Origin of the sequence: Listeria farberi, assembly GCF_014229295.1 — a bacterium.
In the GTDB taxonomy this organism is placed as follows: Bacteria; Bacillota; Bacilli; order Lactobacillales; family Listeriaceae; genus Listeria; species Listeria farberi.
In genome coordinates this window covers 254,433-269,088 of record NZ_JAARZL010000003.1, presented here as the reverse complement: position 1 = coordinate 269,088, position 14,656 = coordinate 254,433, and the positions used below count along the sequence as shown (strand labels likewise).

Annotated in this window: 11 protein-coding genes and 1 pseudogene; 2 read left to right on the top strand and 10 right to left on the bottom strand. The window is 36.9% G+C overall.

From position 1 onward, the window contains the following. The first annotated feature begins 189 nt into the window (after positions 1-189). Positions 190-1,026 (top strand): STAS domain-containing protein, encoded by an 837-nt coding sequence (locus HCB38_RS10655; RefSeq protein WP_185319496.1) that lies wholly within the window; start codon positions 190-192, stop codon positions 1,024-1,026. Between the two features lie 47 nt (positions 1,027-1,073). Here HCB38_RS10655 and HCB38_RS10650 read toward each other — a convergent pair whose 3' ends face one another. The 10 genes and pseudogenes from HCB38_RS10650 to HCB38_RS10610 form a co-directional block, all read right to left on the bottom strand. Beyond that, on the bottom strand, positions 1,074-2,834 hold the full coding sequence (locus tag HCB38_RS10650; protein WP_185607993.1) for a SpaA isopeptide-forming pilin-related protein: 1,761 nt from the start codon (positions 2,832-2,834) through the stop codon (positions 1,074-1,076). Between the two features lie 188 nt (positions 2,835-3,022). Then, the gene (locus HCB38_RS15200) at positions 3,023-3,235 is read right to left on the bottom strand and encodes an LPXTG cell wall anchor domain-containing protein (protein WP_425488849.1); all 213 of its coding nucleotides are present in this window, start codon (positions 3,233-3,235) and stop codon (positions 3,023-3,025) included. Positions 3,236-3,259: 24 nt separating this feature from the next. Beyond that, positions 3,260-4,789, bottom strand: a pseudogene (locus HCB38_RS10645) (SpaA isopeptide-forming pilin-related protein); the annotation flags it as partial. 210 nt (positions 4,790-4,999) lie between these two features. Then, positions 5,000-5,818, bottom strand: a complete 819-nt coding sequence (gene dppA / locus HCB38_RS10640; RefSeq protein WP_185319499.1) for a D-aminopeptidase DppA — start codon at positions 5,816-5,818, stop codon at positions 5,000-5,002. A 14-nt stretch (positions 5,819-5,832) separates the two neighbouring features. Beyond that, positions 5,833-7,482 carry a peptide ABC transporter substrate-binding protein gene (locus tag HCB38_RS10635; RefSeq protein WP_185319500.1) on the bottom strand — a complete coding sequence of 550 codons (1,650 nt, stop codon included), beginning with the start codon at positions 7,480-7,482 and terminating at the stop codon, positions 5,833-5,835. Between the two features lie 21 nt (positions 7,483-7,503). Then, a complete protein-coding gene (locus tag HCB38_RS10630) occupies positions 7,504-8,283 on the bottom strand; it encodes a serine hydrolase (protein ID WP_185638469.1) in 780 nt (259 codons plus the stop codon). A gap of 9 nt (positions 8,284-8,292) precedes the next feature. Then, positions 8,293-9,171, bottom strand: a complete 879-nt coding sequence (locus HCB38_RS10625) for a C40 family peptidase (protein ID WP_185638467.1) — start codon at positions 9,169-9,171, stop codon at positions 8,293-8,295. Between the two features lie 16 nt (positions 9,172-9,187). Beyond that, positions 9,188-10,270 carry a dipeptide epimerase gene (locus HCB38_RS10620; protein WP_246414953.1) on the bottom strand — a complete coding sequence of 361 codons (1,083 nt, stop codon included), beginning with the start codon at positions 10,268-10,270 and terminating at the stop codon, positions 9,188-9,190. Positions 10,271-10,500: 230 nt separating this feature from the next. After that, positions 10,501-11,313, bottom strand: coding sequence for a sugar-phosphatase (yidA, locus tag HCB38_RS10615; protein WP_185607988.1), 813 nt, complete (start codon positions 11,311-11,313; stop codon positions 10,501-10,503). A gap of 44 nt (positions 11,314-11,357) precedes the next feature. Further along, on the bottom strand, positions 11,358-13,697 hold the full coding sequence (locus HCB38_RS10610) for an ATP-dependent DNA helicase (RefSeq protein ID WP_185638465.1): 2,340 nt from the start codon (positions 13,695-13,697) through the stop codon (positions 11,358-11,360). A gap of 272 nt (positions 13,698-13,969) precedes the next feature. Between HCB38_RS10610 and HCB38_RS10605 the strand changes: the two genes are divergently transcribed. Next, positions 13,970-14,656, top strand: coding sequence for a Crp/Fnr family transcriptional regulator (locus HCB38_RS10605; protein WP_185319506.1), 687 nt, complete (start codon positions 13,970-13,972; stop codon positions 14,654-14,656).

The window sequence follows — 14,656 nt, the reverse complement described above, 5'->3', positions numbered from 1 at the left end:
TTGTAATATTATACCATGACAAAGCTTAAATAGCTTCGGAATTTTAACAAAAAATAACGACTGATTTATTAAATAATATTACATTTTCAATAAATTAGTATTTTTTCTAAAATATAAATGGACAGTACACCTTTTTGGGCATAGAATAAAAGAAAAGTATTATACTTAGACTTAAAGGGGTTGTCTGGTATGAATGAAGCGAATGGAAGTATGGAACTTTATTTAAGAGCCCATACAGAAGAAATAATTAACAACTGGCTTTCGAAAATTTATGAAAATGAAAATACGTATACTAGTTTTGTTTACTCACCACGTTACAAAGATGAACTACGCGCAGATAGCGAACAGACAGCAGATCTAATCATTTCTTATTTTACTGGAAAAAAAGCTTTCTTTCTGAAACTTGATAAATGGCTTGATAACATGTACGCACGTCGTATGGAAAATGAAGTTCCTTTGCCTGAAGTAATTACTACCTTAGATAAACTACGTCGTGAATTCGTTTCGGCAGTTAACGATTTTTGCATTCATAATGATGAGGTTTCTAAATGTGATTTTTCTTCCAGCTTGGCGATGGTTAATCACGGGTTTGACCGAATTAATGAAGCTTTTTCTGCTATGTATTATAACGATATTGTGAAACATCTAGAACAACAACATCGTTTGATTGAGGAAATTAGTACCCCAGTTATTTCCATAACTGACAAACTAGCGATACTTCCTTTAATGGGAGGGATTGACCGTGATAGGGCGAATAAATTAACTGAAATCACTTCTAAGAAATGCGTTCAATTGGGCGTCGAGCAACTTTGTATTGATTTGTCAGGAATAACTTACTTTGATGATGCCCTTGGAGATATGCTAAATAATTTAGTAACTGTTCTCAAGCTTTTAGGTGTCGAGGCGTTCATCTCTGGTATCCAACCAAAAATGGCACAACAAATTAATCGTGTCGAATTAAACTTATCTATTCCAGCTTATCACTCATTAAAAGCTGTTTTACAAGATCAAACTCGGACAATATAAAAAAGAAACCAAAAGCATTAAGGTAGTCGCTTTTGGTTTCTTTTTTGTTATTTCCTTCTAAACGCAATTAATCCAGCTGTAGAAATCGCTACTAGGAGTAAGCCCCAGCCGCTAACAAATGAGGTGTCTCCTGTTTTTGGTAATGTTGTTGATTGCTCATCTGAACTTACTATTTTATCTGGCACTACCGATTTTTCTGATGCCTGAGGGGGTATTGGCACAGTGGGTTTATTCGGAATTATAGGTTTCTCTGGAACTACAGGTATTTCAGGTTCTTTCGTATTTTCTTTTGTAACAGTTAAATTAAGTTGTACTTCACTAATAGTAAAGCTAACCGGTGTTGCATCAAGAATATAGCCAACCGGTGCTTTTGTCTCCACAAGTTGATAATCTCCAAGCGCAAGGTCTGTGATGTTTAACTTACCAGTCCCGTCCGTGATTAAATTCGAGCGTAAAGTATTACCAGCTTTATCTTGTAATTCAAATTCCGCCCCTGCTAAAGTTGCTTTTGTTTCACTATCTTCTTTTACGAGTGAAACAGAGCCTTTAACTGCCTTATTTTCTTTTGAAACAAATATAGCTTGGTGGGTAGCATCAATTGTAAATTCTACTGGTGACGCGTCTAATACGTATCCCGCTGGCGCTTTTGTTTCGATTAATTGATATGTGTCATACTTCAAGCTTGTGATAGCTAGTTTCCCATCGGTACCAGTTGCAATATTTTCTTGCAGTACTGTTCCTGCTGAGTTGACTAATTTAAATTCGGCGCCTGCTAGAGGGGTTCTCTCCGCAGTATCATCCGTTTTAGTTAATTCAACAGAGCCAGTTGTTCCTTCTCCGCCGCCGCTACCGCCAGATGTCGGGGTCGCCACTTCGATTTCTTGGGTAACATAGTTATCGCCAGTTAGTTGGCCTTTATTTGTATAACTAGGAGATGCTCCATTGTCAGTGGAGGTAGTATAGTAAGAAATTTTTACAGAATCTGTTAAGTTCCCTAGGTTTACTTTAAAACCATCTGTTGTTTGAATAATGTCAGAGGACGGGACTGTAGCTCCTGGAGTGAAATTATCATCAGAATCAAACTCGCCGTGTACTGCTTTGATAGAATTAAAATCAATTACTTGTTTAGGTCCCACAAAATCTTCATAAACAGCATTTTGAATGTTTTCTTTGGCATAGTTAACGCGAACTACCCACTGAATAAGCTCTGGGTTTTTGGCATTTGCCCAGCCATATTTGTATAAGGTTTCTGTTGGGTCAATTTGATTTTGCCCACCGACTTCCACGTTAATAGTTTCTATAGTACCATTTAGAGGAAATTCTAATGGGACTGTTTCGTTTCCTTCTACTAATGATTTATCCCAGTTACTCCAAAAATCAAGGTAACCGCTGACATCAGAATTTTTTTCCACAAAGTCTGTAAAAGTAATTACTACCTTGCCCGTGCTTTTAGTTGCGACTACATTGCCTACTACATTGTCGTTATGATCTTTCAACGAAAATTCTAAATCTGTTACGATTTTTAGCTCTGGAGGTAATACAAATTGCATTGTATCGCCCTCCTTCACATTATTTGAATTAGGGATTGCCCAAGTATAATGAACTTGAACACTATCATAATAACCAAAATCAGTTTGCGGATTACCATCTGCATCTAATAATTCAACTGATTGCAAAAAATTAGAACCATAATCAGTTGCTGCTTTAACAAAGTTAGTTTGAAATAAAACATTAGCAAATAAGATAACGCTCAGAAATGTTAAAGCTATTTTCCTTAGATTACGTTTTAAAATGACACGCTCTTTCATAAAAACCATCCTTTTCAAATTAATCCTAATATAATGTTCTTACTAATTTATTGTGAGTATACCGTATAATTTAGCGTAATTGACATTTTTCCCGAAAAATCCTTTTTAAATTGCGAACATTTTGTGAATGTTTATAATCATTATTAATTCAAAAAGGAGCCTAGATAAAAATATCTAGGCTCCTTTTTTTATCTTCGTTTTATAAGATAATAACTTGCTGACAAGGCAATTAGAATAATTCCTAATCCCACTGAATTTTGTGTATCACCTGTTTGTGGTAATTTTTCAGCTGTAGATATTTCAGATGAATTTTGGCTTTTTTCTGGTAGTGTTGGTTTTTCTGATAATGTTGGTTTTTCTGGTTTTTCAGGAACAACTGGAACGTCTGGTTCATTTGGCACTAGTGGTGTTGGAGGGGGTGTAGTTTCTGCCTTGTTTTCTTTGATTACTTTAACGATCTCATCAGTTTCTCCAGAGATAATTTCAAATACAACGGGCTTAGCATCTAGCTCGTAACCAATTGGCGCCTTTGTTTCCACTAACTGGTATGTTCCTGGTATTAAATCAGTCACTTTTAACACACCATTCTCATCAGTTGTTAAGCCTGTTTGCAAAGTCTTCCCGTCTTTATCTTGTAACTCGAATGTTGCTCCTGCCAGTGTTGCTTTTGTCGCGGCATCTACTTTAGTGAGCTCTACCGCTCCTACTTCCAATGTATTTTCTTTTGTTACTGTAATATCTTTATTATTTTCTCCGATTGTGAATTCTACTGGTGTACTATCCAGTTTATAGCCTGTCGGGGCTTTTGTTTCGATTAATTGGTAGGTAGCGAATTTGAGATTAGAAACGTTTAATTGGCCGCTTGCATCTGTTGTGATATTTTCTTGTAAAATAGTACCATTTGCATCGACTAATTTAAATTCTGCCCCTTCAAGAGTTACTTTCGTTTTGGCATCTTGTTTTGTTAACGTAACCGAACCTGTTGTGCCGTCTGCTCCACCTCCACCACCGGATGCAGGAGTCCAAGTAGACGTTTGTTTAGTTACAAAGTCCGTTCCTGCTAACTTGGCAGTATTATCATATTGAGTAGAGTTCCCGCCATCTGTAGCAGTTGTTGTATATGAAATTTGTACCGAATCCGTTAAATTTCCTAGTGTTACGCTAAAACCATCACTTGTCTTAGAAAAATTGGCATTTGAAATTTGCTCGCCTGCTGTGAATATGCGGTCTGATGAATATGTTCCGTGAAATGCTTTGATAGAGTCAAAATTCAATGTCTGCTTTGCACCAATAATATCAGTAAAAACGGCATTTGGAATATTACTTTGAGCATAGTTTACGCGGACAACCCAATGAATTAAACTTGGATTATTAGCATCAACCCACCCATATTTGAAAATAGTTTCAGTTGGACTAACTGGTGTTTTTTCGCCAACATTAACATCTACATTAATCGTACCGTTCTCAAGAGGAAATTCTAAATTAATTTTTTCGTTCCCAGTAATTACTTTTTGATTAAATGTAGTCCAAAAATCAAGTTCACCTTTAATATCTGAATGTTTTTCGACATAATCACTAAATACAACAGTCACTTGATTTGTTGCTCGTTTTACAGTTGCGGTTCCGACCGTTTGGCCTTTGCTGTCTTTTACATCAAAAGCAAGATCTGTCGCTAATGACAGTTGGCTTGGTAATGCGAAATCCATTGAGTCGCCTGCTTTTACATTCGTTGAGTTAGGAATTGACCAAGTATAGCGTACATTCATATTATCGTAATAGCCAAAATCCGTTTGAGGCATACCGTCTTTATCTAAAAGCTCTACTGTATTTAAAAATTCAGAGCCGTAACTCGTTGCTGCTTTTACAATGGTCGTCTGGAAAATCGTGCTAGCTATAATTAAAACACTTAGGAATGCTAGCCCAATACTTTTTAAAAGATTTCCGTTTTTACTCATTACAAATTCATCCTTTACAATTGAAGTTTTGTTATTATCACATATCATATGACAATAGAGTAACTCCAATCTACCTCACTTCCCGGAAGTATCGCACTATAATTAACAACTATATGGAGATTTAGTGACAATGTAAGAATACAATTTGTAATGCTGTCTTTAATTGAACAAAAAAGCCGAAACTCCCTGAGAGAAAGTTTCGGCTTTAGTTTATGAAAAAGCACATTTCATAGCAAGTTCCGTCATTGCAACCATTGCTTGGTACGCTTCTAAAATATTTTCTGCTTCGAATATAACAGTAGTTTCTTCAATGATTTTAGTTTTTGGCACAAGCGCTGCCCACTCCGCTTGACCGTAATTACAGAACTCTATTTTTAATACTGTTTTTTCTGGTGGTACCAGTACAGCGGCTTCTTTATGTTTTAACGAAAGCGCCACTTTTTCGCGGATGATTTTCTCTGCTTTTGACTTAGAGAGAGCTACTGCGGACGAACGGGATACCGCTTCTTTTACAACAGCTGTCTCAATTCCAGGTATGAGCTCTTTCGCCTCTCGGGCAATATAATCATCGCCAGAAACGAGAATAACCGGGACTCCGTAAGCTCCCGCAACATATGCATTTAAGCCAAATTCGCCAATTACCATGTCATTAATATAAAAATTACGAACGCCTGAGGTCATCGAGTGGCTCATTACGCCTGGTTGGCCAGCGCGCGAATGATAACCGATAAAAATAGCCGCATCCGCGCTTGAATCTAACCCTTGCACCATCGAAAAAGGTTTTACGTCACCAGTAATGAGTCTTGCTTCTTCGTGTAAATTTTCTATCAATATATTATTCATTTTTGAATGACTATCATTCACAATAATATCATCATATCCAGCTTTTAATGCTTCTTCTACTACCCAATTTGTTTCTTCTGTCATTATTTTTTGTCCTCTAGTATAATTTCGCATACTAGAATCAACAAAAGTATCATCAGGAAGGCCATTTATCCCTTCCATATCTACGGAAATCCAAAGTTTCATTTTGCTCTCTCCTTTTATTCTACGTAAGCACCTTTATAGGAAAAGCTTGTTCCAAAATTATGGTGAACGATTCCTTTTACAGTATCTTTTTTCAAGTTACATACGGCGGTTTGATAGAGCGGAATCATTGCTGCATCGGTTTCTATTAGTAATTTTTCAGCATCAATAAAGGTTTCCCAGCGTTCTTCTGGTTTAGTTGTGAGTGTTGTTGAAGTTGCGTTAATCATTTTATCGTAGTCGACGCTTGAATATCCGCTCGCATTATATGTGTTTCCCGTTGTGTAGTTTCCTAGGAATGTAAGTGGGTCTTGGAAATCGGGACCCCAGTTTGATAAAACGATTTCGTATTTTTGCTCACGTGTTAATTGCAATAAGTTCTTTTTAGGGACTGTTTTTAAGTTTACTTTTAAGCCTGGCAATGTGGATTCTAGTTGACTTTGTAAGTATTCGCCGACTTTTTTGCTTGATTCTAAATCAGAGTTTAAGAGTTCCACGGTAACTTCACCGCCACCGAGTTCTTGTTTTGCTTTATCAAAATAGCTTTTCGCCTCAGCTTTATCTTGCTTCATGTAGTCTCCACTTTCTTTCCGGAAATCTTCGCCAGTTTCTGGATTAGTGACAAATTTTTCTGGAACATAGCCATAAATTGCTTTTGAGCCATCAGCCAAGATTTTCTTCGTAAGTGATTCTTTATCTACTGCAAGGGAAAGTGCTTTTCTTAAGTTTTCGTTAGCTAGTGGCGTTTTCTTACCATCCAGTTCTTGATTTAGTTTTAGGTGTGTTACGTATGCGTCTAGCTCAGAGTGATAGTCTTTGTCATTGCTTTTTTGGGAAGCATAGTCACCAGAAAGCGTTGCTACATCAAGCTTCCCTGTATCATATAGATTTACTGCGGTGTTCGGAGCTTTTACTACGCTTACTTCGATTTTGTCGGATTTTACATTCTTTTTATCCCAGTACTCAGGATTTTTTTCTAGAGTCCAAGCTTTTTCTGTATTCGTCCAGCCTTTCATTGTAAAAGGACCGTTGTAAATCATGTTTTCACTGCTTTGTGCGTATTTATCGCCTTGCTCTTTTACGTAATCTTCATTTTGAGGATAAAAGGAATTGAATGCTAAGAGTGAGGTGAAATATGGCACTGGTTGTTCTAATTGAATTTCAATGGTGTAGTCATCAAGGGCTTTAAAACCTAGTTCATCTACGCTTTTCTTACCATTTATAACATCTGTTCCATTTTTAACGGTGCCATCAAGTAAGAAAGAATACTGAGCTGCTGTGTCCGGGTTTGCTAGTTTTTTCCAAGCAAAAATGAAGTCATTCGCGGTTACTTTCGTGCCATTTGACCATTTGGCATCGTCACGCAGTTTGATTGTATATGTTTTTTGGTCCTCACTTAACTTCGGCATATCTTTTGCAATTGCCGGAACTGCTTGATCTTTGCCATTTAATGTATAAAGACCTTCAAAGACTTGACCTTGTTCAGTGAAACTTGGAACGTCCTGCGATAAAGTCGAGTCCATAGAAGAAACTTCAGCGTTTTCCATGATTTTTAGTATCTTTTTACCTTCTGATTTGCTTACTTCGTCTTTATTTCCTCCGCATGCCATTAAAAAGGTTGAGATAGATAGAATCATAATACAAACTAATGCTAATCTTTTTTTCATTTTAGTTCCCCCTATTTTGGTTTATGTCATCTCAGAAAACAATTGTTGACCGACTGTCTGCATCCAAGCTGTCGCATTCGCTTCTAACCCTGTGTTATTCGTTAGTGCGGCTGCAAATCTGGTCTTTCCTTTATACTCAAAAACGGCAACATCATGCTGGATATTTTTTAGTTCCCCCGTTTTATTTAACATTTGAAGCCCTGAAATTCCAGCTTCTTCTAACGTGCCCGCTAGGTTGGAACGAAATTGTTGATTTAGTAGCGGACGCCGGATAGTTTCTTTTAAGTCTGGATAAGCTTCACTAAGCATCATTATTTTTTGTAAAATGGTCACGGCTGCCTTAGCGCTGATTTTATTTTGCTTTACGGTCGTGAAATCCATCATTTGCCGTTCTAGCTGAATTCCATCTTCCCAGTTGTTTTCGCGTAACCATGATTGTAGTTTGGCGATAGTTACTAGCTCGATTAATTGGTTGGTAGCTGTATTGTCCGAAACAGCTATCATTAAATGCAATAATTCTTCCAGTGTCCAAATTCTTTTTTGCGGAAGAATTTGGATGATTCCCGCTCCAGCTACTACTTTTTCGCTTGGAATTTGGAAATCAGTTTGTAAGTCTAACTCTTTTTTGGCAATTTTTTCGAAAAAATATAAATAAATCGGTAATTTGATGACACTTGCAGCTGTAAAAAGCTGGTTTTCATTTTCTGCAAAAAGCACCTTTTCCCCATCTGATATAAAAAGCGCTTTTGAATCAATTATGTTGAAATCTTGATTAATTTCTTGATAATTAGTCAGTTTCATCCACCTCCTTTATCGATGTCTTGAAGTAACACAAAGTTCTGGTTCGTACTTACTGCCTGCGATTTTAGTTAAAATTACTTTCGATCCTGGTGTTTGCGAATGGATCATTTCGTCATTTCCGATGTAAACTCCCACGTGATGGACTTCTCCTTTTCCTTCCTCATAGGCGAAAAACAGTAAATCACCTGGCTCTGCGTTTGCGTAATCAATTTTTTCCCCTGTGAAAGATTGCTCTGTGGCATCGCGGCCGATATATTTCCCACATGTCCGGTAAAGAGTAAACGCAAACCCTGAACAGTCGAAACCGGCACTACTAATTCCCGCCCAAACGTATGGTAAATCAAGGAATTGCATCGCCATTTGCACGACATTGACGCCGATGTGGTCGCCTTGTTTATGTTGTATGCCTACTTCAGTTTGTAAAATGCTTGCTAGCCCATGAGGAGTTTCAATCGTATAACTATCATCAGTTTCAGCGATTTTGGTGAAAAGTGTGCCAAATGAAACAGTGCGCTTATCACCATTTTCGTATGTAATTTCTGCCTTTGGTACGACAACTGCGATTTTCTCACCATTATCATTCGCTTTATCTGTATCTTCTAAGTCAGAAAGAAGCATCCAACCCGGATAACCACGCTCATCTTGAAAACTTTGTTGGGAAGGAACTACTACTTTTGCCCAGTTGCCCTCGATTTTGTCGACAATTACTAAGTCGTTATAAAGTAAATCTGAGTCAACAAGGCTATCCTCATATAATTTCATCGCATCTTCTTTCTTAATTTGAACCAAGTCAGTTTCTTTTCTTGCCTCTAAAATATTGGCCAAAACCGGGTTCATTTCATTTTTCCTCCAAAGAAATGCATTACTTTGACTAACTAATTTGTTCATATTATCCCTACTTTCTTTAATAAGCTGGAATGCCAATCCCATCTTCTTCTGTTAACAGCACTTGTCCGCGTCCAATTTCAAGGCCTATATCAGCTAAGTTTTTACCACGTAAATCCCACATAAATGGCACGTCCAAATCATAAAATTTCACCTGTTTAGACGCAGTGGCAAAATGGGCGGCAGCTGATAAACTTGCATATCCTTCAATCATCGTTCCAATCATACAATCCACATTATAACTGCTCGCTAAATCATGTATCGCTTGCGCTTCTTTGATTCCTGCACTTTTCATCAATTTAATATTAAGCAAATTACAACATTTTTCATCTAAAAGTCGTTTAGCATCGTGAAAGCCAAATAAACTTTCATCAGCCATGATTGGAATACTAGTGTTCGCAGTCACTTTTGCCATACCGGTAAAATCCCAACTTTTTACTGGTTGTTCGATGAAGTCAATCGGAATATCTTGCCACTCATTTAGAATTTGAATGGCTTCATCCGAAGTCCATCCTTGATTTGCATCAATTCTAAAAGGAATTTTCCCACCTAACGCGTCATTCATTTGCCTGATTTTTGCTACTTCTATTTCAACTGGATCAAGACCTAATTTAACTTTAAGGGACTGAAATCCTTCTGCTACTTTGGTTTCTGCATCTTGGACCATTTTTTCTGGTGTCCCAATACTAATGGTATAATCTGTTTCAAGCGCCGGGGATCCACCACCGAGGAATTCATACAGCGGCTTTGAATGGGCTTTTGCTAGTGCATCATGTAAAGCAATATCAATGGCGGCTTTCGGACTGGAGTTATGTACTAATAAAGATTTCATTTCATCTAAAATCGTAAGTTCTTCGTCTAGTTCGCGATGAATTAAAAAAGGACCGAAAATATCATTTATTGCACTCAAAATGCTGACTTCCGTATCCCCTGTTATTACATGCGTTGGAGCAGCTTCTCCAATACCTATAATCCCGTTATCAAAATGAATATAAACTCGTACCACGTTCACATGACTAACTTCCCTAAGCGCCGTCTTAAAAGTAGCACTTAACTGAATCGGTAAAATGTGTGTTTTAATTTTTGTGATTTTCAAGCACATTCACTCCTTTTTATTTAAATGTCAAACTATTCCTAAAACAATAACAAAGGAACGTTTTTTTGGCAAGATAGCCTCGATAGGAAAACTTCCATCAATTAATGGTTTTCCGCCAACCTTACCAAAAAAGCTTTCACAGTATGTTAGTTTTGTATCTTCTATTTTCGCTCATTAAATAAAGCGCTGTCAATATTTATACCTCTAAAGAAAAACTCACATGGAATGTTTTTCTTTTAACGGTCGAGAACGAGCATTTGAATTGCGTTAGCGACCCCATCTTCGTTATTTGTTGTTGTGGTATAATTAGCAATTTCTTTAATATGCTCAGTTGCATTTCCCATTGCTACACCCATCCCAGCATATTCTATCATCGTAATATCGTTTTCTTGATCACCGATACTCATTACTTCCCCTTGAGAAATGCCAAGTTTGTTCACGAGAAGTTCTAGTGCAGAACCTTTATTAACCCCTTTTTGCAAGAATTCTAGGTTGTAAGGAACACTTCGAACTACATAAAAGTTCTCTTTAATTGTCTCTGGTAAGTTTTTAATAACATCCGTGATTTTTTCTGGCGTATCTAATAACATCACTTTGGAGACATGAATCGACTCAGGCGCTTCTTCTACAGGCAAATGATAGAGTGGCGTTTGAAGCAATAAAGCATCCTGGCAAGTTATTTCTGTGATTTTCCGACTTGGTACATACATGTTTTTTCCGTCAAAATACGTTACATTAACATCTTGTGCATGACAAAATGTATAAATTTCCTCTAGTTCTGTCTTATTTAAAGTAATATCTGCTAATGATTCTTCCGTCGCTGTTTCTAGGATAACTGCCCCATTAAAGGTAATCGCATAATCACCAATATCTAAAAGATCTAGTTCAATTAGGCTTTTCTTGATTCCAGCAAGAGGACGTCCTGTACAAAGCACTACTTTGACCCCTTTTTGTTTTGCAGCTTTAATCGACTCGCGTACAGCTGGGGTAATTTCGTGCGCATCGTTTAATAGCGTTCCGTCAATGTCTATCGCAATAATTTTATACATAATTTCCTCCTAAATCGACTCATTACATCCATTCTACTAGAAAATCAGTTGTTCCGCCAAAATTCGTTTACTTCTCGCTCGATTTGCAGCGTATTTTTCACTGCCCTGGCATGGTTCCAATGAGCTGGAAACAAGGCTTTATACCGTTCTGTTGCAAAACGTTCTTCTATCAATAAGACAACGCCTTGATCTTTTTCGCCGCGAATAACACGTCCTACCGCTTGAAGGACTTTGTTCATACCGGGAATCTGATAAGCATAATCAAATCCGCGCCCGATTGTTTCATTATAATAATCTTTAATTAAATCCGATTCCACATTCATCTGCGCAAGCCCCACGCCTACGATTGCCGTTCCGATTAAACGTTCCCCTCGAAGATCAACGCCTTCAGAAAAAACTCCTCCTAATACACAAAAACCAACGAACATTTCTTCACGCCCCGTTTCAAAAGCTGCTAGAAATTCCTCGCGCTCTGCTTCGTTCATAAAAGATTGTTGTTTTCGCACTCGCACTTTAGGATATTTTTCGCTAAACAATTCAAATGCTGTTTCTAAATATTGGAATGATGGAAAGAAAAACAAATAATTGCCTTTTTTCCCGGAAAGCATCGCATAAAGTGCATCAATAACTGATTCCAAACTGTTTTCACGCCTTTGATACTTTGTACTAATATAATCCGCTACCATTAAATGCATATTGTTCTGTTTAAACGGAGACGCAAACGTAAGACGACTTGTATCATTATTTCCACCAAGTAAATTCGTATAGTAATCAATCGGTCTAAGCGTCGCCGAAAAAAGTACTGAACTAGCACCTAATTTCAATTTCTCAGATAGTAAAAACGCTGGGTCTAAACATAACTGTTTTATCAGTACATCGGACCGGTTTCGCGTAATTTGAGTGACATAGCGCTTATCGTATAGCTCAGCAATCTTTAAATACCTTAAACTTTCAAAATAAAGCTCCAGTACATCTGCTTGAGCTTTTGCCTCTGTATTTTTTGGCAACCAGTCTTTTGCTACATAACTAAACTTCAAAACCGCTTCGTTCCAATCGGTCAAGGCTTCTTTTTTAACGTAGATCGTTTTATTTTCTTCGGCTAGTTGTTTATTTAGGGAAATCATTATTTTATTCATTGCTGTTACTGAATTTAGTAATTTTTTATCAGTTTTTTTGTCTAATTCACGTTTTACTTGCATGATGTTTGATTTATTTAATGTCGCCGAGAACATCGAACGAGCTCGGTCCACCAAATTATGAACTTCATCCACTAAAAAAGTATATCTACCAGGTCCATCCGCAAAAAAACGTTTCAAATAAACGACCGGGTCAAATAAATAGTTATAATCACAAATAATCACATCACAAAAAAGCGCCACATCAAGCGACAACTCAAACGGGCATAAAGTATATTTCCGGGCAAATTCTTCGACGACCGACCGAGTTATAGTTTCTTGTGTTTGTAGCATATCGAACAACGCTTCATTCAAGCGGTCATAATAGCCACGCGCAAATTGACAGTGTTCTGGATCACATTTTCTTTCATCTAAAAAGCAAATCTTATCTTTCGCGGTAATTGTAACACTCCTTGCCGCTAGTCCTTTACAACGCATTTCATCTAATGCATCTTCGGCAACCTGTCTCGTAATTGTTTTTGCAGTAAAATAAAAAAGCTTGTCTGCCATTCCCTCACCCATTGCTTTTACGCCGGGAAATAGTGTTGACATCGTTTTTCCAATACCCGTAGGCGCTTCACAAAATAGCTTTTCATCATCTATCACTGTACGATAAACGGCAATCGCTAGCTCTCTTTGACCACGTCTATAACTATCATATGGAAAAGTTAATTCTTGAATAGATTTATTTCGCTTCATTTCCCAAGCTGCAGACATTTTTGCCCAAATAGCATATTTTGAAAGCAAATCGTCCACAAAAGTACTCATTTCCTTACGACTCATGACTCGCGAGAATTGTTTCACTTCTTTATCGGATACTTGATAATATGTTAATTGGAGCGTGACTTCCGCTAAATCTGACTTCTCCGCTAACATGAATCCATAGCAAATAAGCTGAGCCCAGTGTAATGGTCGAAAATCTTCGGTAATTTCATCCATTCCTACCTCGGTAGTTTTAATCTCATCTATCATTTCTCCATTAATAATGCCATCCGCTCTGCCTTCAAGTGTAAATGCGATGTCATCTATTACTCGTTCCAGCTTTAATCGCACCTCAGCTTCGTATTCTTCCCCTGCTTCTTTTTGGAGTAATTGATGAATTTTTGTCCCTTCCAAGGCACGGTCCATACCAGTCATTCGGCTGTCAATACTACCGCTTTTTAAGACAAATTCTACTAAGCGCCTCACTGAGATTTGTACCTTTTTCATCAATAATCCTCCTCTATTTTCCAGTAGAATTATAACACAGAACCTACGTTCGCATCAATTTTAAATTTATTCTCCCAAAAGTCCAAAAATAGTCAATACTATCAATTAAATAAGACTTTTTTGTAGTTATTAGCTTTATACGACTTAAATAATTCACATTTTAGAAACATTTCCCCTTGAAATACTACTTTACTCCATACAATAAGATATTTTGTTTCTGATACAATTATTTATACACAAGTAAAGACATAAAAAAGATTGGAGTAATCATCGTGCCTAAGTCATTGTATAATTACCACGAATTCATTCATCTGTCTCATAAAGGAAAAATATCCTTTGAAAAAATAGAAGTTCAAAAAAATACCATTTTATTAAATAAAAAAACAGATTTAGAAAACTATATTTATCTTGTTGTTGAAGGTTATGTGGCTTTATTTTTAAATGATGGAAAAGAACAATCTAAAATTTATTCTATTCAAGGTGAAGGTGCTTTTTTAAATTATTTTACGTTACTAGATCAAGATCAAAGCATTAATCGCTTTCAATATAAAACGCTCTCCAAATGTTTCTTATATAGATACTCAAAACTTGATATAGAATACTTTCTATCTATGTTCCCAGAAAATTTTGGTTTTCAATTTTTCATCATGAAAAACCAGGCTACTCATATTTACTTTAAAAGTTTAATGGCGAGTAGCCCGGCTTCTGAAAAACTTATGCTCACTTTTTCCAATCTTGCTCTACTTCATGGTACTCCGACTGAGGATGGTAAAGTTACCTTACCTCCCGAAATTAAAACAAGTCATCTACTTTCGTATAGCAACCTATCAAAAAGCTGTTTTTATAAAGATTTACAATATTTGAAAGCAACTAATCAAATCGAAAAACAAGATAAATCTTGGGTAATCTATAATAAAGAGCTAAATCTAATGTTGCAAAATGGGCAAACATATATATAA